Raw genomic sequence first — 20,606 nt, forward strand, 5'->3', positions numbered from 1 at the left:
GTCGAGCATCTTGCGCCCAACCCGACACGGCAGCCCGAAGTTCGTTTACGCCATGAACATCCGCGCGGCGGAGGCCATCGTCAGCAGCGCGCCGAAGCCGATGAAAATCTTTCCGATCAGCGAGGTCTCGTCCCAGGCGGTGCTTTGATTGCCGGTGGCGACCGGTGCGGCGGGCGCGGCCTCTGCCTCGGCCGAGGCTAACGCCAGCGGCGCTGCGGGAGGCGTGCTCTCCGGCGGTGCGCTCTCGCGCAGGGCGCGGTCGACGTCGTTAAGCTGATCGGCGGCGACGACCTTGCCATCGGTTTGGGCATCCGCGGTGGACGCGGTGTCAGCCGGCTTGTCGGGCGCGGCCTGGAGAATATCGTTGGCCCGGGCGGCCATCGCCTTGGTGGCATTGCTGGTCGGCGTATCGGCCGATGTCGTTTGCGCCGATGTCATTTGGGCATTGGCGTTGGCCACCGATGGCGGGATCGCCGACGAACGGTCGCCATCGTCGGCCGCGTCGGCCGTCTTGTTGCCGCTGGAGGCATTCAGCGCGACCTTGCCCGATCTGCGATGCGCGTATTTCTTCCAGTGGTGCGAACCGTGTCCGGCGTATTTGTGGAGCGCGACGGGCGTCCCGGCGGTTTGCGATGGCGCAGCTGCGGCAGCGTCTTCCGCACCCGCCGCCGCCTGCGATGGGCCCGCCAAACACACAAAGAGCCCCGCTGCCAGTAGCAAGGCCTGGCGACCGCTGGCTTGATTGGTCATGCGCTGATCTCCCCATTGCCACCCACCCGGCGCGAAAAAGAGACCTCGGGCGATGTCGGCAGCGGGGCCAAAAAAGGGAATCTTCGGGCAATACCGGGCAAAAACGGGGCAGGCGCCGGCGGCCGTGAACGGTCCGGATCGTTCAGCCCCGGTTTTCTTGCGATCGGATGCCAGCGCAACCAATCGATGTTATGAGCCTAGGCTTGGACCGGGTCGCGTGGCCTGCCCGATCCTCGGGACGTGACCCTCTAGATCGCTAGAGACCTGGATCACGATTTCGTGATGCAGGCTTTCGAGCGTAACAAATTGAAAGGTCGACCGAATTGCACTGTGGGAGCGCGCGTGCGCGAACGTGAAGACGAATGGACCGGCCTGATGCGGTCGGCCATGTCAGGCGATAGTGCGGCGTATCATCGTCTGCTGAAGGCCGTCACGCCGGTGCTGCGCGCCGCGGCGCGCCGCGGTCTGGCGCGGGCGGGGCAACCGGTCGATCAATCCGAGGATATCGTGCAGGACATTTTGTTGGCGGTGCATCTGAAGCGGCATACCTGGGACGCCAACGCGCCGTTCGCGCCTTGGCTGTTTGCGATCGCGCGCAACAAGCTGATCGATGCGCTGCGCCGCCGCGGCCGCCGGGTTTTCGTCAACATCGACGATTTCGCCGACACGCTGCCGGGCGAGCCCACGACCGAAACGGCGCCGGCCAGCGAGGTCGCAGCGCAGTTGCAGTCGCTGCCGGCGCGCCAGCGCGAGGTCCTGCAATCGATCGCGGTCGAGTCCGCCTCGATCAAGGACACGGCGGCGAAATTTTCGATGAGCGAGGGTGCGGTGCGAGTGGCGCTGCATCGGGGGCTTGCCAGCCTCACCGCCAAGTTACGGGAGCAGTGAGAATGGAAACCGATCAGCTCATTCGCTCCCTTGCCGCCGACAACGTCCATGCCAGGCCGGTCGGGTTCGTGCTGGCGCTGGCGCTGCTGGCCTCCGCGCCGGTTTCCATGGCGATGTTCTTCGCGAGTCTGGGCGTTCGCCCGGACGTGATGACCGCGATGCATAATCCATTCTTCGACCTGAAGTTTGCCGTGACGCTGGCGCTGGCGATTTCGGCGATCGCCGTCGGCCTGCATCTGTCGCGGCCGGAAGCGTCGCTGCGCGGCTGGGCCTGGCTGTTGTTGATTCCGGCCGGGCTTCTGGCCGGCGGTATCGCCGGAGAAATGATGCTGCCGCAGCGGCTGCCGATGATGACGCGCCTGGTCGGCAACAATTCGCGGGCCTGCCTGACCGCGATCCCGCTGATGTCGCTGCCGCTGCTGGCGGCGGCGCTCGCCGGCCTGCGCCACGGCGCGCCGACGCGCCCTGCACTCGCCGGCGCGATCGCCGGGCTGTTGTCGGCTGGTCTGGCGGCGACGCTCTACGCCTCGCATTGCACCGACGATTCGCCGCTGTTCGTGGCGACCTGGTACACGATCGCCACGGCGCTGGTCACCGCAATCGGCGCGCTCGCGGGATCGAAAGTGCTCAGGTTTTAGCTCCGGGCTGATGTCACGCCGCCGGTGCGCTCTGCTGCATGCGGTGGAAGCGCAGCACCTGCTGCGCGGTCGAGGGCCGTAGCCGCTCATAGGTGGCCTTGCATGCGGCAAGATCGGTCGGCTCAGCGCCCGACAGTTTGTCGCGCATTTCGATGATCGCCTTCACCGTCGACCACGACATCCCGCAGACCTTGGCCAGGATCATGACGCCTTCGGCGCGGGTTTCGATCATCATGTGCTCGGCGATCGAGACCGGGACGCTGGCGAGCGCCGCGAGCGAGGCGTTGGCTTCGTCGAACTTGCCGGTCTCGGCGAACGACGTCACCTGGTGCTCGTCGAGCCTGCCGTCTTCGTAGAGCGATTTGACCAGCGCGTGGGCGATCGCCGTTTCCGGGGTAATGGCCGCGGGCACGCTTCGCGCGCGCTGCGTCGCCTCACGCACCGCGGTCGGCACATCTCCGGCCTGCTGCGGGTTGGCGGCCTCGAGCCGCTCCCGCACCGTCGCGGAAGCCTTCGCGAGCAGCTTCAGATACAGATGGCGCGGAATCGTCGGCCGCATCGCAATGCAGGTCGCAAGGTTGTCGTCGCCCTCGGCCCGGTCGACCAACTGGGTGAAGCCGCCATCGGAGAATTCCGCGCCGGGATTGTTGACGGTGCTCTGGATCACCTCGTCATTGCCGCGCAGCACCAGCACGTCGGTGACCGCGCCGCTCAGTACCCTGCGGACCGAAATCGCCATCAGATGCGCCTGGCTCTTGTTGCGCGCGGTCTCGATCAGCATTTCATCGTCGAGCCGCTCCGACCTCGACAGCACGGGGGCCGCGACCTCGATCAGGTCGTCGAACGCCAGCGCGCGAACGGTAAGCGGCGGCGCGGTGTCGATCGGCGCCAGCCGACTGGAGAGCAGCACCCTGGCGGAAGTCTCGATATGCTCCATCAGGCACTGGAAGACGTCGTCGAACAGCCGGATCTGTTCATCCTTGAAATCCACCGCGCCGTTGATGAACAAATCGGTCACGCGGCGGAGCGTCTCGACCCGCCGCGCGACGGTGCCGTGCGCGAGCGTGTTCTGCAATTCGTCGAGCAGACTTTCGGAAGTGGCAGCAGATTTCGAACCCATGACTCTATCCTGGAGCTATGTACAAAATGACGACGGTTTCTCCGGCGCCGGAAACATCAGTGACTAGGACAAGGCGCTGGCGATGCGGTTGCGTCCCCGTGCCTTGGCCGCGTAAAGCGCGCTGTCGGCGCGCGCGAGAAACGTGTCGGAGGTCTCGTCCGGCGCCAGCGTTGCCACGCCGGCGGAAATCGTCACCCGCAGGCCGGGCGAGAACGCGCTCCAGTCGAGATCGGCGATGATCGCGCGCAGCCGGTCCAGGATGCGCGCGCCGGCTTCGTTAGGGGTGTCGGGAAGCACCAGCAGGAATTCCTCGCCGCCGTAGCGGCCGAACCGGTCGATGCCGCGGATATTCGCGAACACGGTGATGGCGAAGGTTCTCAGCACCTCGTCGCCGGTGGGGTGTCCGTAGGCGTCGTTGATGCGCTTGAACCAGTCGAGATCGATCAGCGCGATCGAGCAGGGCGTGTTGACGGTATGGGCGCGCGTGATCTCGTCATCCAGCATCCGCATGATGCAGCGGCGGTTGAACGAGCCGGTCAGCTCGTCGAGTTCGGCGAGTTCCTCGATGCGCCTGTAGGCTTCCCGGAGCTTGAGGCCGTTGGCGTACAGCGATCGCCGCATCGAGGAGGAGAATATCCCGAGAAACATGCAGCGCCCGAGGGTCAGGACGAACACCGACATGGTCGCTACGCGCTCCAGATAGCTGCCATGCGGCATCGAGATCGGCTTGTCGGTCAGAAGAAACAGCGCGGCGAGGCCGAGCGCGGTGGCAGTCCAGACCAGGGCCGTCTGCCGCGGCGTGGAGCGCAACGAGCCGAAGTTGAACACGACGAACAGCGTGGAGAGAAACATCACGCCGGCTTCGGGTGCGATGTAGGTGAAGGCCAGCATGATCGCCACGCTGACGATCAATTGCGGCGCGACGAAATAATGGTCGTGAAAGCGCTCGGTGAATCCCGTTTCCGACAGCACCAGATAGAAGGCGATGGAAGCAAAACCACAGGCGGCGAATGCCGGGCCGATCGTGTCCGGTATGGTGCCGGCGTGGGCGTAGAGCAGCAGCACCAGGCTATCGACGATGTAGCTGGTCGCGATCATGGCCTGGATCTGACGGCGCTGCCGGGCGCGGCGCGACAGCACCTTCGCCGTCGGTTTGGCACCTACGGCTTCCAGTTCGGCCGCAATCGGATGCAGAAATGGCGACGCAGCGGTGCCCATGGTCTCGCCGTCAATGGAACTCAGAGCGAAAAATCTAAGGGGAAAGGCTTTAGGTTTGGTATCTTTTGGAACCCGTTCCCGGGGTGCAAAAAGGTCGCTTTTGCCCTTGTTTGGCAATGGAAATTAGCCGGATCAGAGTAATGTGCACCGATGCGGGCGGCGGTCGCCTGCGCCGGGTTCCGTCGGAGCTGTTTTGTGAGCAAAGCCTTGGTAAGGTGGGCTTACGGGCTGCAGCGGGCGCGAAGAAAGCACTTCTGTATTATGATACCGATATTTTCGGATGATTGCTGCCGGCCGGCCAGATCGCTGCCGGAATTTTTCGTTCTGTGGGGCAGGTCACAGATGCAACCCGGCACTTGCGATAATTTGGAGAATCTTGCCTTTCCCATCGAACCACCGGCCAGCCCAATCCGACCAACCTTGCGAGACGGCCATTGAGTGCGACACAGGCGGCTTCGGACGACGTCCTGATCGCTCGGATCGCTCAAGGCGACCGCCTTGCCATGCAGGTGCTGTATGGGCGGCACCATGTCAGGGTGTTCCGCTTCGGGCTTCGGCTGGTGCGGAACGAACAAGTCGCGGAAGACCTCATCAGCGAGGTGTTCCTCGATGTATGGCGCCAGGCTGGCAAGTTTGAAGGCCGATCCGCCGTTTCCACCTGGCTGCTGGCGATTACGCGATTCAAGGCCCTGTCTGCGCTGCGGCGCAGGAAGGATGCGGAGCTGGACGATGAGGCCGCCAATGCGATCGAGGATGCGTCCGACGATCCGGAAGTGGCGGTGCAGAAGAAGGATACCAGTGACGTGTTGCGCAAGTGCCTGACGGCGCTTTCGCCGGACCACCGGGAGATCGTCGATCTCGTCTACTACCATGAGAAATCCGTGGAAGAAGTGGCTGAAATCGTCGGCATTCCCGAGAACACCGTCAAGACGCGCCTGTTCTATGCGCGCAAGAAACTGGCCGAACTGCTGAAGGCAGCCGGCGTGGAACGAGGTTGGCCGTGATGGCAGCGAGCAAGCAGATGCTGGAGCTAGAGCCCAGTGAAATAGAGATGCTGTTGCCATTTCACGCGGCCGGCACGCTGAACGCGCGCGATGCCCGCCGCGTCGAGGAGGCGCTGGCCCGTGATGCGGAGCTTGCCCGGCAATATGCCGTGATCCGGGAAGAATACGCCGAAACCATTGATCTCAATGAAAGCCTCGGTGCGCCGTCCGCGCGCGCCATGCAGAAGCTGTTTGCCGCGATAGACGCGGAGCCGGCGCGCCAACCGTCGGCTTCGATTAATTTTTCCGCGCGCTTCTCGGGGTTTTTCGCAAAACTCTCGCCGCGGACGCTGGCGTGGTCGGCCAGCCTGGGCGCGCTCGCGCTCCTGCTGCAGGCCGCCGTGATCGGCACAGTGCTGGTGAAGAACCAGAATTCCACCTTCCAGACGGCGTCGTTGAGTACCAGCGAGCCCATCACCCGCGACCTCGGGGGGGCTTCGCCCCCACGCGCGCTGGTACGGTTCGCGCCCGACGCGCGCATCGCCGATATCACGGCGCTGCTCGACAATTATCAGGCTTCGATCGTCGGCGGTGCCAAGGGCGGCATGTTTCGGCTGCAATTCGGCAACAGGGCGATGAGCAAGGAAGAAGTCGCCGCGCTGATGAGCAAGCTGCAAAGCGAGAAGATCGTCAATCTGGCGGTGGCGACTCCCTAGCGCCGTGCGCCAGCTGGGTAACAGCGTATAGGCCGGGGTCCCATGGTCCACGATCTCGCGAATTGGCGGATAACGGCGCGGCGCGCGGCGATGGCGCTGTTGTCGGCGGCTTTGCCGTTCGCCTGTCTCGACGGATCGGCGGTTCACGCCCAAAGCATCATGCGCTCGCCCAGCATCAATATCGGATCGCGCATTCCGACCATCAATCCGACTGTGGCGCCCCGAATCAATCCGAACATTGCGGGCAGGGCGGTGACAGGCGTCGGCCGAACCACGTCCGGGATCAGTACCATGACGGTGCGATCGGCATCCCGGATCGGGGTCCGGTCGCTTCCCTATGCCCGCTATTCGCCGAATTTGTATCCGGCCTGCGCTTACGCCTATCGCGACAGCGGCGGCGCATGCCTGGATCAGCCGGTGACCTCGGCCGATGGTGGCAGCGGCGGGCCGTCCGGCAAGAAAACCGCCAATAACCCTCGCCGCAACGGATCGCAGGCTGCCGCACTCGCCTCGCGCGTGAACGAGATCGTGGCCGAGATCGACGGTGCGCTGACCGATGCGCAGGCCGACGAGCTGGCGCGTCGGCACGGGCTGACGCGCCTGCAGTCGCAGAATTTTCCGCTTGTCGGCGCCACCATCGGCCTGTTCCGCATCAGCGACCGCCGAGCGGTCGAGACCGTCGGCCGCGAATTCGCCGCGGAAGCGAGTGTTCGCTCGGTGCAGCCGAACTTCCGTTATCTGCTGCAGGACCAGAAGGCCGTTCCGGCCGAGGGCGATCCCGCGCAATATGCGCTGGTCAAGCTTCGGTTGCCCGAGGCCCATACGCTGGCCCACGGCGCCAACGTCACCGTCGCCGTGATCGATTCCGCTGTTGACGTCAGGCATCCCGAACTCGCGGGTGCGATCGCGGAAAGCTTCGATGCGCTCGGCAGCAAGGAAGGTCCGCATGTCCATGGCACCGGCGTCGCCGGCGCGATCGTGGCGCATGCGCGGCTGATGGGGAGCGCGCCAGCGGCGCGGATCCTGGCGATCCGCGCGTTCGCGACGGCGCCGAATGGTGCGGAAAGTACGACATTCGTCGTGCTGAAGGGGCTCGACTACGCCGCCGCGCATGGCGCGCGGATCGTCAATATGAGCTTCTCCGGCCCGAAGGATCCGCTGATCGAACGCGGTATCGCCGCCACCGCTGCCAAGGGGATCCTGATGGTCGCGGCGAGCGGCAATGCCGGGCCGAAATCGCCGCCGTTATATCCGGCGGCCAACGCCAGCGTCATCGCCGTCAGCGCCACCGACGCCCAGGACAAATTATTCGCGGCCTCGAATCGCGGCGCTTATATCGCCGTCGCCGCTCCCGGCGTCGATATCTTCCTGCCGGCTCCGGACGAAAAATACCAGATGACATCGGGCACCTCGTTTTCAGCCGCCTATGTCTCCGGCCTCGCCGCCCTGATCCTCGAGCGCAATCCTGCGCTGAAGCCGGACGAAGTGCGCGCGATCCTGATGAAGACCGCCCGCGATCTCGGCACGCCGGGCCGCGACGATCTGTTCGGTGCCGGGGAAGCGGATGCTTTTGCAGCGGTCTCGGCCGTCGCCAGCGCGCCGCTGGTCGCGGCAACCGATGCGCCGGCGCTTGCCGTCGAAAAAGCAACGGACCGTCCGGACGCGCCTGCCACCCGCGGCTTGACCGAACCGGCGGCCGCCATGGCCGCCGACAAGCCGGCCGCAGCCAATCGTTCCGCCGCGCAATAGCTTCCGGTCACGGCCTCTTGCTCTTCGAGAGAATTAGAATGGGGCGGCAGATCCTTGATTTTGCGGGTTTTTCCGACGTGAACCGGTTTCCCTTCCCCGACCCGAAAGGGCAGGTCCTCGGCTCACGGCGCGCCGGGAATTCCGAAAAGTTAAAAAAATTCGCGTCCGGTTTGAACGTGCGGCGGCCCTTCCGCGACAGATACAGGTGGGAGCGGTTATCCCTCCCCATCGAGGCTGTATTCGGCGCGAGCGCCCATCCACCCCAAGCGCCCATATGGCTTGACCCGTCCGGTTGTCCCCCCGGACGGGTCTTTCGTTTCCGGCGCTGCTTTTGGCACATCGATTCGTTGAATTCCGCGGAAGGCGCTGCGCCGTCGCACCCACGGAACTCCGCAACACGGCCATGCCGCTGTGCGGCTTGACTGTGAACAGTCAGGAAAGCCCTGCGTCACTACGGTTTTTGTTCGATAACGGGTGTCCGATCATGGCGCCCGCTAGACTTCTTTAAGGTTTTCCACAAAATATATGTGCCACGTGTGATTGATTCGTCCCTTGTTGGTTGCGTCAGCGTCCGTTTTTCTCTCCTTACGGGCTGGTTCATGACACATCAACTCGACGTGGCACGCGGCCGCGTGGTCGCGCGATGGTGCGCTCTTGCCGAAGCGCGCCTCGAACATCTCACCGAACTGTTTGAAACCGGCCGCTGGCGCCGCTATCACAGCGAACGCGCTTTTCTGGAGAATATCCAGGAAGCCAAGGCCGCGGTGGAAACTTGGCGCGATCTCTCGTTGCGCGAGGCTTCCCGCAACAACAACGTCCTCGACATGTCCTGGCTCGGTCGCACCCGGGCGTCGCTGGCGCGCAGCGAGCGAAGGGACGAGCAGGTCAAGCCGCCGCAGCCGGCGCCGATTTTGGCCGAACCGCCGCCATCGATTGTCTCGATCGTCCCGCAAGCGGACAGCCTAGGTCTGAGCGAAGCAAGTCTCGAAGCCGTCATACTGGGGAAGGTCCGCCTCGCGGAGGTACATCTCGAGGACGTGCATATCGAGGAAGTACGTGTGAAAGAAGCACCTCCTGCACCCTCGTCGGTCGACGCCTCGGAGAGGACCCGGAGTATCGCTGCCGCGATATTGGAGCGCTATCCGCTGCTGCGAAATACGCTGTAGGCGCTCGCACCGCTCGAGAGGACGTCATCCTGATCAGGATGACGCACCTTTGCCTGCTGTCAATATCCTATCTCCGCACTGCGTTGGTCCCCATCACCACCTGGGCAAAGCGCTGTGCGCCCTCGGCGGACAGGTCCGATGTGACCGGGCGGGCGTGATCGAGCCCGACCACGGCGCCGCGCGGGGTTTCCGAGATCATGTTGTTGTTGACCAGCGCGGTGCCCGCGCCGGATGCCACCGACACGCCGATGCCGACGAAGGCCTTGCGGATCACATTGCCCGAGATCGCGACATCGCGCAGATATTTGCCCCAGCCGGCGACGATCCCGAATGATGGCGCGTTCTCGATTACATTGCCCGACACCGAGGTGTCGGCCTCGACATAGATGCCGATGCCGGCGTCGTCGTCCGGCGCGGTGCCGATCGGGCGCTTCGGCAGCAGATTGCGGATGATGTTGCCCTGCACGGCGGCAAGGCGGCCGCCCTCGTTGAAATTGCAGACGGAGACGCCCACCGCCGCGCCGTCCACGGTGTTGCCGGCGATCACGGCACCCTCGAACGAGAACTCCGAATAGAGCGCGACCTCGCGGACGTCGCTGACGCTGTTGCCCGTGATCTGGATGTTGGCGGCCGAATTGCCGCGCACCGCGGAATAGTCGCAGTTGCGGATCCGATTGCCCCGCACGATCACATTGCCGGCGCGAAACGCATTGATGGCGTTGCCGTATTGTCCGGAGCCGCCGGGGCCGGCCTTGATGTCCTCGATGCGGTTATCGAGCACCTGCGTGCCGTCGTCGCCGATGGCGGTGCGCAGGATCTCGATGCCGTTGTCATTGGTGCCCAAAATCGTGTTGCGCGAGACCAAGAGGCCCTGCGCGTCGAACGACAGGATCGCGGTGGAGGCCGTGTTGGTGATGATGTTGCCGCTGACGTCGCCCGAGACCTGCTCGAACCAGATGCCGTTGCCGCCGCTGCCGGTGATTTCGCAATCGACGATGCGGATGTCGCGTCCGCCGATGCAGTGCACGAGGCCGCGCCGCGTCGGCAGCGCGATGCCGCCGCCGTCGAGCGTGATGTTGGTGAGGCCGACGTGGCCTGCGCCTTCGCCCTGAAACATCGAGGCGCCGCCGGTGAAGATCAGTCTGGTCGCGCCGCGCACGCCGATGAGCTGCGTACCGTTTTGCAGCCGAAGCATCGAAGTGCGGTAGACGCCCGGCGGCAGCGCCAGCGGCACTTGCGCGCGCGCGGCCTCGTCGATCGCGCGCTGCAGGACCCTGGTCTGGTCGTCGGAGCTGCCGGGCCGGACGCCATATTGCGTGGCGTCGCGGCCGAGCGCCGACGTCGGCGGCGCGGCGTGGGCAGCATCGGGCGACATCGCGAGCGCGCCCGCAAAGCCGGCGGCGGAGGCTCCGATGAGATGGCGGCGATTGACGTCCATGTTCGCAGTCTCCGGGGCGCGCGCGTGGAAAGTGCGTCCGCCAGCTTGGCGTAACGCAAATGCGGCCGCGCCGGGCGTCGCGGGAGGCGCAGCAGGGCGATTGTTGGGGGTAGGGTTAATCGTTGTGGAACGCGCTTTAACGGTTTCGCGCCGCCTGGCGCGTCAGTCTCACCATCTCCAGCAGCATGGCTTCGCAGGCGTCGACCAGTTCCTCCAGCGTGATGCGGTGCGCAGCGCCCTTGTGCCGGGAAACGCCGCCGCGCGCGAGCAGCGGGATATGGACGAAGGCGGCAAGGCGCGGGCCGTCCTTGGCGTCGACCGCTTCGATGGCGCGCCAGCTCAAATAATTGCAGAGGTAACTGCCGGCGTCGCGCGAGGCCCGGGCGTCGATGCCGGTGCCATCGGCGGCGCGGAGCAGCCTGGCGGTGTGCGGACCGAACATCGCGGCATCGGCGCCGCCGACGATCGATCCCTTGCGCGCGTGGTTGCGATCGGCATCGGGGAAACGAGTGGTGACGGCGTTGCGTGCGCGCGTTTCGATCCGGACATAAGCGGTGCGATCGGCAAGGCCGAAACTCAGCAGGGCCTGCGGGTGATGCTGGGCGATGAGTTCGGGCAATTCCCGGTCGACTGTGGCGTAGGTGACATGGAAGATGTGGCCGATCAGCTCGACGTCCGCGAAGGCCGGGCGGCGGAGCTGCGTCAGCCGCTTCACCAGCGGCATGGTCGGGTTGAACGGCGCGCCGGGAAACGGGCCGAAGCCGGTGATGAGGATGCGCAGTTTTTGGCTCATGTCACCTCAGCATATCAGCGATCTGTTCCGCCGCCAGCGCCGGCGTGATACGGCCGTCGGCGACTTCGGCCTCGATCTTTTTCACCCTGGCGCGGATCGCGGGATCGGAGCGCAGCCGCGCCATCATCCGCTGTTCCAGCATCGACCACATCCATTTGATCTGCTGCTGTCGCCGCCTCGCGGCGAATTCGCCCGACGCATTCATCGCGGTACGGTGGTCGATAATCTTCTGCCAGAGAACGCCGATGCCGGCGCCCGTCTGCGCCGAATAGGTCACGACCGGCGGATGCCAATGCTCCGAACGGGGGCTGAGAATGTGCAGCGCACCCCGATATTCGGCCGCGGCGAGATTGGCGCGCTTGATATTGTCGCCGTCGGCTTTGTTGATCGCGATCATGTCGGCGAGCTCGACCAGGCCCTTCTTGATGCCCTGCAGCTCGTCGCCGGCGCCCGGCAGCATCAGCGCCAGGAAAAAGTCGGTCATGTCGCAGACCGCGGTCTCGGATTGCCCGATGCCGACGGTTTCCACCAGCACCACGTCGAAGCCGGCGGCCTCGCACAACAGCATCGCCTCGCGGGTTTTCGCCGCGACCCCGCCGAGCGTGCCGGAGGCCGGCGAGGGCCGGATATAGGCGTTGTCGGAAGCCGAGAGCCGCGCCATCCGCGTCTTGTCGCCGAGGATCGAGCCGCCGGTGCGGGCCGAGGAGGGGTCCACCGCCAGCACCGCCACCCTGTGGCCGGCCTCGATCAGGAACATCCCGAGCGCGTCGATGGTGGTGGATTTGCCGACCCCGGGCGAGCCGGTGATGCCGACGCGAACCGCCTTGCCGGTTTCGGGCAACAGGTCCTGCACCAGTTCGCGCGCCGCGGCCTGGTGATCGCTACGCCTGCTTTCGATCAGCGTGATCGCGCGGGCCAGCGCCGCGCGGCTTCCAGCGCGGAGATCTTTGATGAGGGCGAGGATGTCGACGGGTTTGCGATCAGTCATCTCTGACCGCGATCGTTATCCTTGGCTCGCGTAACATCGTCATTTGCCTGTCGTTTGAATGCGACGTTTGACAAACGAGTTTAGGCGCGGCAAGTGATTTTGGTTGATGTCCCAGACGATAGCGGCGTCCGTCTCGTGATAGGCGTGTCGTAACCTCATTTTGGGCCAATCGATATCTCGTTCATTCTGTTTGATATCATCAGGAAGCCGTCGCGCTGCCTCACAGACGACTTCGAGATAGCGCTCGGTTGCCATTCGATGCACTTTATCGGCGGTGAATTGCTCAAGGCGGTAGCCTATCAGCATCGCATCGATCTCGGCGATGGCTTCCAGAATATCCCGCAGCCGGTCTTCGGCGGTTGGCGGCATTCAAAACACCTCGATCAAATCGTCGGCGATGCGCTCCGTTATGCGCGGCTTTAGCAAGTCCCGCATCGATATCTGGGTTTGAAGACCCGTTGCATCCTCGATCAAATGCATCACCTTGAACAGGTCAAATGCGGGTGCAGTGCGGCGGGCAACAGTATCGACGAGAATATCAAGGTCGCTGTCCGGCCGCGCATCGCAGCGAGCCCGTGATCCAAAGACAGCGAGCCTGGTCACGCCCTCCGCTTTGATCGCAGGCGCGATCTCGTGCAGCTTGGCGAGGATTTCCTCCAGTGTGATGTCTCTAACGTCGCTCATGGACTAATATTAGCATAGGGGAGCCGGGCAGGAAAACGGTGCCGGAAGCCAATCATTGCGCGTCGTCATCGTCGTCCTTGGGCCGCGCGCCGCCGATTTTTGTTCCCTCCGGCGTCAGATAAGGTTTTAGCGTCTCCCACGGCACGAAGGCGACATACCCGCCTTCGGCATAGGGACCGACCGCATACGGCGGATAATGGAAGGTCAGGCCGGAGCTCTTGCCGGCTTCCGTCGACGGCGCCAACGTCACCGCGCCGATCTTGAGCAGTTTCGGCTCGACGCCCTTGTACCATTCGGCGGTGGCAGTATCGCTGGTATCGCGCTTTTTCTTTTCGATGTTCAGCGACGCGATCGCGGCTTTGCGCATCGCCGTCATGGTCGGCCCGTTATCGGCGGTCTCGGCGAAGAAGGGCCGGATACTGATGCGCTTCTTCGCGGCCGAATCCCACAGGATAGTGTCGACGTCCGAATTGGGATGGGCGCCGCCGGTGTCCATATAATCGGACCTGACGATGCTGACATAATGCCCGTCGACCACGGAACGGACGTCGTATTTGCGCTCGAAGGTCCAGGCGCCGTTGCGAAACATCACGGGATCCTGCTTGCGTGAGGCCGCCGCCTCCGCGGCATTCTTGTCCATCCATTTCCTGCCCTCGGCGAGGCAATCGGCGGCAAGCGCCGGATCGGCCTTGATCGTGTCGTCGAGCAAGACGCTGGCGTCGATGTTCTTGTTCTTGATCGCGGCGTCGGGCTTGGGATCGGCGGCGAAAGCCGCGGCCGCCATGAGGCCGCCGAGAACGCCGACGAAGCCTATCCTGCGGGCGAACGGGAGGGATGCCGCGAAGCGCAATGTAAATCCTCTGAAAAGGATATAGAGGGCGGCGTTACGCCGCCGCCTCGCTATGGCCCAGCCGCGCATTGAGCTTGTGGATCAGTTCTTCGGCGGCGTCCGCGATCACGGTGCCCGGGGGGAAGATCGCCTCGGCGCCGGCCTTGTACAGCGCCTCGTAATCCTGCGGCGGCACCACGCCGCCGATGATGATCATGATGTCGTCGCGGCCCTGCTTCTTCAGCGCAGCCTTCAGTTCCGGCACCGCGGTGAGATGGGCGGCCGCCAGCGACGACAGCCCGAGAATATGCACGTCGTTCTCGACCGCCTGCCGCGCCGCTTCCTCGGCGGTGGCAAACAGGGGCCCGATATCGACGTCGAAACCGACATCGGCAAACGCCGACGCGATCACCTTCTGGCCGCGGTCGTGGCCGTCCTGGCCGATTTTTGCTACCAGGATGCGAGGCCTTCGGCCCTCGGCGTCCTCGAACGCATCGATCAGCGCCTGCACTTTTTCGACCCGGTTGGACATGGTGGACGCCTCCCGCTTGTAGACGCCGGTGATGGATTTGATCTCGGCACGGTGCCGCCCGAACACCTTTTCCATCGCGTCGGAGATTTCGCCGACGGTGGCCTTGGCGCGCGCCGCATCGATAGCGAGCGCGAGCAGGTTGCCGTTGCCTTCGCCGGCGCTGCGGGTCAGCGCCGCCAGGGCGTCGTCGACGTCCTTCTGGTTGCGTTCCTTTTTCAGCCGCGACAGCTTGTCGATCTGCAGGCGCCGCACCGTGGAGTTTTCCACCTTGAGCACGTCGATCGGCGCCTCGTCGACCGGCCTGTATTTGTTGACGCCGATCACCGCCTGCTTGCCGGCATCGATCCTCGCTTGCGTCTTGGCGGAGGCTTCCTCGATCCGAAGTTTGGGCACGCCGGCCTCGATTGCCTTCGCCATGCCGCCGAGCGCCTCGACCTCCTGGATATGGCCCCAGGCCTTGGCGGAGAGATCGCGGGTCAGCCGCTCGACATAGTAGGAGCCGCCCCAGGGATCGATGATGCGGTTGGTGCCGCTCTCCTGCTGCAGGAACAATTGCGTGTTGCGGGCGATCCGCGCAGAGAAATCGGTCGGCAGCGCCAAGGCTTCGTCGAGCGCGTTGGTGTGCAGCGACTGGGTGTGGCCTTGCGTTGCCGCCATCGCCTCGATGGTGGTGCGCATGACGTTGTTGTAGACGTCCTGCGCGGTCAGCGACCAGCCCGAGGTCTGGCAATGCGTGCGCAGTGATAGCGAGCGCGGGTCCTTCGGGTTGAATTGCGTCAGCAGCTTGGCCCACAACAGCCGAGCCGCGCGCATTTTTGCCACTTCCATGAAGAAGTTCATGCCAATGGCCCAGAAGAACGACAGCCGCGGCGCAAAGCGGTCGACGTCGAGGCCGGCGGCGAGGCCGGCGCGGAGATATTCGACGCCGTCGGCCAGCGTGTAGGCGAGTTCGAGGTCTTGCGTCGCGCCGGCTTCCTGCATGTGATAGCCGGAGATGGAGATGGAATTGTATTTCGGCATCTTCTGCGACGTATAGGCAAAGATGTCGGAGATGATCCGCATCGAGGGCGCCGGCGGATAGATGTAGGTGTTGCGCACCATGAACTCTTTCAGAATGTCGTTCTGAATGGTGCCCGACAGTTTCTCCGGCGGCACGCCCTGTTCCTCGGCGGCGGCGACGAACAGCGCCAGGATCGGCAGCACCGCGCCGTTCATGGTCATCGACACGCTCATCTGGTCGAGCGGGATGCCTGAGAACAGCGTGCGCATGTCGTAGATCGAATCGATCGCCACGCCCGCCATGCCGACATCGCCGGTGACGCGCGGATGATCGGAATCGTAGCCGCGATGGGTGGCGAGATCGAACGCGACCGACAGGCCCTTCTGCCCGGCGGCGAGATTGCGGCGATAAAACGCGTTGGAATCTTCCGCGGTGGAGAAGCCGGCATATTGCCGGATGGTCCAGGGCTGGTTCACATACATCGTGGGGTAGGGGCCGCGCAGATAGGGCGCGATGCCCGGCCAGGTCTCGAGGAAATCGATGCCCTCGAGATCGGCCTCGCTATACGCCGGCTTGACGAGGATGCCCTCGGGCGTGAGCCATGGTTCGGCGCTGCCCGCAGGCGTTGCGGCGGCTGTCTTCTCAAAGGCGATGTTCGCAAAGTTCGGTATGCGGCTCATTTTGGTTTCTCGAACTGCCGATGGTGCTCAATCAATCTTTGGACGTTCTGTTTATAGACGGGATCGTTTCGATAATCCGAGGAGAGCGACTCCTCCACGGTCTTCTGGACCGTCGCGCCGAGCAGATCACTCAACAGCTCCCAGATCATGCCCATTTCATCAATCTCGTATTCGCGCTCTTCACCCTATCATCGGCATTTTGGGTCGTCGCTAAAGCTTCGCATTAGTCGTGGTCCGGATGCTGATGGCTCACGATGCCGCTAACCTTCTCCGAGCCGTAATTCTCCAGCGTGGTATGGCTCGGCAAATTGGCGATGCCCACCACCCAGCCGAGCCGGGATTCCGAGCCATATTGCAGCGTCGGTATCACCCGGTCCGGGCGGTCGAAGGCGCCGGTCATGATCTCGATCCGGGGCCCGTCGATGCGGCGGAAGCTGAGCGGGGTGCCGCAATCGGCGCAGAAGTCGCGCTCGGCGATCGAGGAGGAGCGGAACGCGGCGGGCGTGCCCCGGGTCCAGGCAAAATCAGTACGTTCGATGTCGGCAAAGGAGGCGAACGGCGCGCCGGAGGCCTTCTGGCACATCCGGCAATGACAGATGCTGACTTTCACAGGCGGCGCCGACAGCGCAAAACGAATGGCGCCGCATTGGCAGCCGCCGGTCAGAACCGGTTTTGTGTCCGATGTCATGTTTACTCCGTCAGCCGATAGGCCTCCTGCAGGACGGTCAGTGCGTCACCGCCGGCAAAGACAAATTCATTGACGCCGGCGGCGCGCAGCGCGGCTTCCTGCTCGCCCGGACGTCCCGCCAGATAGATATGCTTCGCGCCGGCGGCTTGAAGTGCCTTGGCCGCAACAATGGCCTGCCCGGCATAGACCTTGCCGGATGAGCACAGGCAGGCGAGCGCGGCACCCGAGGCCTTGAACGCGGCACCAAGCGCCGCCGGATCGGTAAACCCGTTCGTATCCAACGCCTCGATCCCGCCGGTCTCGAAGAAACTCTTGGCAAAGGTCGCGCGTGCGGTGAAGTCGGCCGGGGTGCCGAGATTGGCGAGAAATATCCCGGGCCGGGCGCCCTTGTCTTTCCGGATTTGATCCGAGCGGTCGCGCAAGGCTTCGAAGGGTGCTGCCAGCCGCATCGGCGGCAGCGCGTCGAATTTGAATTTGGCCTCGCCGTAGGGCGGAAGTTCAACCGGCTTTGCGTCCAGCACGGCGACATGGGCTTCATGCAGATTGGGAAACTCGGTGGCGCCGGTCAGCACTTCCTTGCGTTTTGCGATATTGGCCTCGCGCACGCTTCGCGTCGCCGCGACCTTGCGCTGGATCAGGCTTTGCTCCAGGGCTGCGAATGCGCCGCCGGCCCGCTCGATTTCCTGGAACAGCGTCCACGCCGCTTCGCAGAGCTGTTGCGCCAGGCTTTCGATGCCGCCGGAGCCGGCCGCCGGATCGGACACCTTTGCCAGGTTGGATTCTTCCAGCAGCACCAGTTGCGTGTTGCGCGCCGCGCGCCGCGCGAACGGATCGGGTAGTCCGAGCGCCAGCGTATGCGGCAGCACGGTGATGGCGTCGGCGCCGCCGAGGCCGGCGGAGAACGTCGCAACCGTCGCGCGCAGCATGTTCACATAGGGGTCGCGCTGCGTCAGCATCCGCCATGCGGTTTCAGCGGCGACGAAGAGGGGTTCTGGCGTCAGGCCACAGGCCTGTTCGATCCGCGCCCACAACAGCCGCAGCGCGCGGAATTTTGCCAGCGTCAGGAACTCATCGGCATCGGCGGAGAGCCGCGCATAGACCATGGCTCGCGCATCCTCCAGCGCCACGCCGGCGCCCTCGAGCGCGCGCAGATAGGCGACGCCGGTGGCCAGCACGAATGCCAGCTCCTGGACCTCGGATCCGCCGGCGTCGTGGATCACCCGTCCATCGGCGACCGCGAACGGACCCTTGAAGCCCATGGCGGCGAGGCCCTTGACCGCACCAGTCACCGCCGGCGCGATTTCCGACCAGGCATAGGGGCTCGATCCCCAGACCGCGCACGCGCCGATCGGGTCGAGACCGAAACGGATATTGCAGGCGGCGGGACCAAGCCCCTTGCGTTTCACATATTCGGCGACGTGTATCGCCGCCATCCGCGATTGCGGTCCGACCTGAAGTTCGATTCCTATCTCCGCGTCGATGAAGACCCCGGCGAGCACCTTCTCGACCGCTTCCGCTGATGGTTCCAGACCAAAGCCGTGGGCGCCATTGGCGCCCGAAAATACCAGAGTCAGCCCGGTGGCGCCGTTCTCCAGATCGTGCAGCGCCTGTGCGTTGGCCGCCGCCGCGTCCGGATGATCGATCCGCTGCATGATCTGCCAGGGCGCGGCCGCCGGCCGTCCTGCGACGACAGCAGCGTTTTGGGCGCGCGGATAGATCGGGTTGATCTTCAGGCCATCGGCGGTCTTGCCGATCAGCTTCTCGAATGGTGCGCCCTTCAGCACGCCGTCGACCAGCTTGCGCCAGTCGTCATATGTCGCGGGCTGAAAATCCGCCGCCAACCGCAGGTCTTCGGTTATTGAGGCTTCGGTTACAGGGGTCATTCGGCAGGGTGCTCCCGGGCGCCGTTCTTGTCGTTGGATCGGAAATTGCCACGTGGCGACCGCCAAGCCAAACGGTTGTTTTCGCCTTGAAGGGCGGTTTCCGGTCAGCTCAGCTCGGGCAGCCGCAGGATTCCCTCGGTGGATAGCCGGGCCAGGGCTGACGCAACGCTTTGTCCCGCAATGATACGGTCGGGCACGATCTCGGCGAGCGGCACCAGCACGAAGGCCCGCTCGAAGGCCCGCGGATGCGGCAATGTCAGTTCCGGCTCTTGCATGGCAACGTCGTCATAGGCGATCAGGTCGAGGTCGAGCGTGCGCGGCCCCCAGCGTCGTTCCCTGGCGCGGTCGCGGCCGAACCTGCTCTCGATCTTGTGCAGCGTGAACAGCAGCGCATGCGGATCGAGGGCGGTTTCGATTTCGATGCAGGCATTGATGAAGGGGGCCTGCTGCTCGTCGCCCCAGGGCAGCGTGGAATAATCGGACGAACGCGCCTTGAGCACGCCTTGCGTCATGCCGCAGATATTGGCGATCGCCTTTTGAAACGTCGCGCGGACGTCGCCGACATTGCCGCCCAGCGCGATCAGAACGTCAGCCATGCGACGGCGCTTGCCGCGTGCGCGTCAGCACGATGCCGACATCCTCGAAAATCGCCGCGATCGGCGCGTGCGGCTTGTGGACGGTGACCTTGACCGCGCTGATGCGCGGAAACGCCGCCAGCACGGCGTCGGCGACCGCGCCGGCGGCGCGTTCCAGCAGCTTGTAATTGGCATCCCTGAATGCTGCGGTCGCGGTCGCGACCACGTTGGAATAGGACACGGTATCGGCGAGGCGATCGGTGCGCGAGGATTCCGACAGATCGGTCGAGAGTTCGAGATCGATGACGAAACGCTGTCCGACCTCGGTCTCATGTTCCATGACGCCGTGGCGGGCATGGATCACGACGCCGGTGATGAAGATCCTGTCAGTCATCGCTTGTCCCAAATGGCTGTGGCCACGCGCAGCGCCTGAACGGTTTCCGCAACGTCGTGGGTCCGGATGATCCGCGCGCCGCCTTCCGCGGCGATCAGATGCGCGGCGATCGAGCCGCCCAGCCGTTGATCCGGCTCCGACGGCGTCACCGAACTGATGAAGCGCTTGCGTGACGCGCCGACCAGAAGCGGCAGGCCGAAGCTGCCGAGTTCGCGCAGCCTTGCCAGCGCGATCATGCTCTGCTCCGGCGTCTTGCCAAAGCCGATGCCGGGATCGAGCACGATGTTTTCACGTGAAATGCCCGCTCTGGTCGCGATCTCGATCGAGCGGGCGAAGAACGCGGCAATATCCTGCATGATGTCGATGCCGGCATCGGCACGGTCGCGGTTGTGCATGACGATCACGGGTGAACGGCGCGCCGCCAATAGCGCGGCCATGCCGGGATCGCGCTGCAGGCCCCAGATATCGTTGGCGATGGATGCACCCGCATCGAGCGCCCAGCCGACCACAGCCGATTTCATGCTGTCGATGGACACGGGAACGCCGAGGGAAACCACGTCGGCCAGGATCGGCTGCAAGCGCTTCAGTTCTTCGTCGGCCGAGACCGGTTCCGCGCCATAGGGACGGGTGGATTCCGCGCCGATGTCGATGATGTCGGCGCCTTGCGCGATCATGGCCCTGGCCTGCGCCAGCGCGCGCTCCGGCGCGATGAACTGGCCGCCGTCGGAAAACGAATCCGGCGTGATGTTGAGCACGCCCATCACGGCCGGGTATGGCCTGGACAACGGCGCAGGCCAACCCCGATGACCGCTGGGGGCTGCCGGGGCGGTTCTGGAGATGTTCGCGATCATGCGGTCGCTTTGCGCGGTCCCTGCACGGGAGTCAAGACGCCGC

General features: G+C 64.5%; 22 protein-coding genes. 6 read left to right on the top strand and 16 right to left on the bottom strand.

The window, feature by feature from the left end; genetic code table 11:
* Positions 1–45 precede the first annotated feature (45 nt).
* A complete protein-coding gene (locus B5525_RS22575; protein WP_244567536.1) occupies positions 46–933 on the bottom strand; it encodes a hypothetical protein in 888 nt (295 codons plus the stop codon).
* 159 nt (positions 934–1,092) lie between these two features.
* Between B5525_RS22575 and B5525_RS22580 the strand changes: the two genes are divergently transcribed.
* Both B5525_RS22580 and B5525_RS22585 read left to right on the top strand, forming a co-directional pair.
* Complete coding sequence (locus tag B5525_RS22580) at positions 1,093–1,638, top strand: sigma-70 family RNA polymerase sigma factor (protein ID WP_079567980.1); 546 nt, start codon at positions 1,093–1,095, stop codon at positions 1,636–1,638.
* 2 nt (positions 1,639–1,640) lie between these two features.
* Positions 1,641–2,276, top strand: coding sequence for an NrsF family protein (locus tag B5525_RS22585; RefSeq protein ID WP_079567981.1), 636 nt, complete (start codon positions 1,641–1,643; stop codon positions 2,274–2,276).
* 13 nt (positions 2,277–2,289) lie between these two features.
* Here the strand turns inward: B5525_RS22585 and B5525_RS22590 are convergent, their stop codons facing one another.
* Together B5525_RS22590 and B5525_RS22595 are read right to left on the bottom strand one after the other, a co-directional pair.
* On the bottom strand, positions 2,290–3,396 hold the full coding sequence (locus B5525_RS22590) for a DUF2336 domain-containing protein (RefSeq protein ID WP_079567982.1): 1,107 nt from the start codon (positions 3,394–3,396) through the stop codon (positions 2,290–2,292).
* Positions 3,397–3,459: 63 nt separating this feature from the next.
* The gene (locus B5525_RS22595; RefSeq protein WP_079567983.1) at positions 3,460–4,614 is read right to left on the bottom strand and encodes a GGDEF domain-containing protein; all 1,155 of its coding nucleotides are present in this window, start codon (positions 4,612–4,614) and stop codon (positions 3,460–3,462) included.
* A 434-nt stretch (positions 4,615–5,048) separates the two neighbouring features.
* Between B5525_RS22595 and B5525_RS22600 the strand changes: the two genes are divergently transcribed.
* The 4 genes from B5525_RS22600 to B5525_RS22615 all read left to right on the top strand — a co-directional run bounded on the left by B5525_RS22600 (position 5,049) and on the right by B5525_RS22615 (position 9,228).
* Positions 5,049–5,618 carry a sigma-70 family RNA polymerase sigma factor gene (locus B5525_RS22600; protein WP_079567984.1) on the top strand — a complete coding sequence of 190 codons (570 nt, stop codon included), beginning with the start codon at positions 5,049–5,051 and terminating at the stop codon, positions 5,616–5,618.
* On the top strand, positions 5,615–6,313 hold the full coding sequence (locus B5525_RS22605; RefSeq protein WP_079573676.1) for a hypothetical protein: 699 nt from the start codon (positions 5,615–5,617) through the stop codon (positions 6,311–6,313). Before B5525_RS22600 ends, B5525_RS22605 begins: the two co-directional genes overlap by 4 nt.
* A gap of 42 nt (positions 6,314–6,355) precedes the next feature.
* Positions 6,356–8,062, top strand: coding sequence for a S8 family serine peptidase (locus B5525_RS22610; RefSeq protein ID WP_079567985.1), 1,707 nt, complete (start codon positions 6,356–6,358; stop codon positions 8,060–8,062).
* A gap of 599 nt (positions 8,063–8,661) precedes the next feature.
* Positions 8,662–9,228, top strand: a complete 567-nt coding sequence (locus tag B5525_RS22615) for a TIGR03809 family protein (RefSeq protein ID WP_079567986.1) — start codon at positions 8,662–8,664, stop codon at positions 9,226–9,228.
* Between the two features lie 67 nt (positions 9,229–9,295).
* Here B5525_RS22615 and B5525_RS22620 read toward each other — a convergent pair whose 3' ends face one another.
* The 13 genes from B5525_RS22620 to folP all read right to left on the bottom strand — a co-directional run bounded on the left by B5525_RS22620 (position 9,296) and on the right by folP (position 20,563).
* Entirely contained in the window at positions 9,296–10,666 is a 1,371-nt protein-coding gene (locus B5525_RS22620; protein ID WP_079567987.1) for a TIGR03808 family TAT-translocated repetitive protein, read from the bottom strand.
* Between the two features lie 136 nt (positions 10,667–10,802).
* A complete protein-coding gene (locus B5525_RS22625) occupies positions 10,803–11,459 on the bottom strand; it encodes a pyroglutamyl-peptidase I (protein WP_079567988.1) in 657 nt (218 codons plus the stop codon).
* 1 nt (position 11,460) lies between these two features.
* A complete protein-coding gene (meaB, locus tag B5525_RS22630) occupies positions 11,461–12,447 on the bottom strand; it encodes a methylmalonyl Co-A mutase-associated GTPase MeaB (RefSeq protein WP_079567989.1) in 987 nt (328 codons plus the stop codon).
* Positions 12,448–12,486: 39 nt separating this feature from the next.
* Positions 12,487–12,816 (bottom strand): HepT-like ribonuclease domain-containing protein, encoded by a 330-nt coding sequence (locus tag B5525_RS22635; RefSeq protein ID WP_079567990.1) that lies wholly within the window; start codon positions 12,814–12,816, stop codon positions 12,487–12,489.
* Complete coding sequence (locus B5525_RS22640) at positions 12,817–13,131, bottom strand: nucleotidyltransferase family protein (RefSeq protein ID WP_079567991.1); 315 nt, start codon at positions 13,129–13,131, stop codon at positions 12,817–12,819. It abuts the gene before it with no gap.
* 52 nt (positions 13,132–13,183) lie between these two features.
* Positions 13,184–13,915 carry a DUF3298 and DUF4163 domain-containing protein gene (locus tag B5525_RS22645; protein WP_154073866.1) on the bottom strand — a complete coding sequence of 244 codons (732 nt, stop codon included), beginning with the start codon at positions 13,913–13,915 and terminating at the stop codon, positions 13,184–13,186.
* A 100-nt stretch (positions 13,916–14,015) separates the two neighbouring features.
* Entirely contained in the window at positions 14,016–16,172 is a 2,157-nt protein-coding gene (gene scpA, locus B5525_RS22650; protein WP_079567993.1) for a methylmalonyl-CoA mutase, read from the bottom strand.
* A complete protein-coding gene (locus tag B5525_RS44210) occupies positions 16,169–16,327 on the bottom strand; it encodes a hypothetical protein (RefSeq protein ID WP_154073370.1) in 159 nt (52 codons plus the stop codon). The genes scpA and B5525_RS44210 overlap by 4 nt, the downstream gene beginning before the upstream one ends.
* Positions 16,328–16,395: 68 nt before the next feature.
* Positions 16,396–16,860, bottom strand: a complete 465-nt coding sequence (locus B5525_RS22655; RefSeq protein WP_079567994.1) for a GFA family protein — start codon at positions 16,858–16,860, stop codon at positions 16,396–16,398.
* 2 nt (positions 16,861–16,862) lie between these two features.
* The gene (locus B5525_RS22660; protein WP_079567995.1) at positions 16,863–18,743 is read right to left on the bottom strand and encodes a methylmalonyl-CoA mutase subunit beta; all 1,881 of its coding nucleotides are present in this window, start codon (positions 18,741–18,743) and stop codon (positions 16,863–16,865) included.
* Positions 18,744–18,847: 104 nt separating this feature from the next.
* Positions 18,848–19,339 carry a 2-amino-4-hydroxy-6-hydroxymethyldihydropteridine diphosphokinase gene (folK, locus tag B5525_RS22665; protein WP_079567996.1) on the bottom strand — a complete coding sequence of 164 codons (492 nt, stop codon included), beginning with the start codon at positions 19,337–19,339 and terminating at the stop codon, positions 18,848–18,850.
* Entirely contained in the window at positions 19,332–19,712 is a 381-nt protein-coding gene (gene folB, locus B5525_RS22670; protein ID WP_079567997.1) for a dihydroneopterin aldolase, read from the bottom strand. Before folB ends, folK begins: the two co-directional genes overlap by 8 nt.
* Positions 19,709–20,563 (bottom strand): dihydropteroate synthase, encoded by an 855-nt coding sequence (gene folP, locus B5525_RS22675; RefSeq protein ID WP_079567998.1) that lies wholly within the window; start codon positions 20,561–20,563, stop codon positions 19,709–19,711. The genes folB and folP overlap by 4 nt, the downstream gene beginning before the upstream one ends.
* Between the last annotated feature and the right edge of the window lie 43 nt (positions 20,564–20,606).

This window comes from Bradyrhizobium erythrophlei, assembly GCF_900129505.1.
GTDB classification, from domain to species: Bacteria; Pseudomonadota; Alphaproteobacteria; order Rhizobiales; family Xanthobacteraceae; genus Bradyrhizobium; species Bradyrhizobium erythrophlei_D.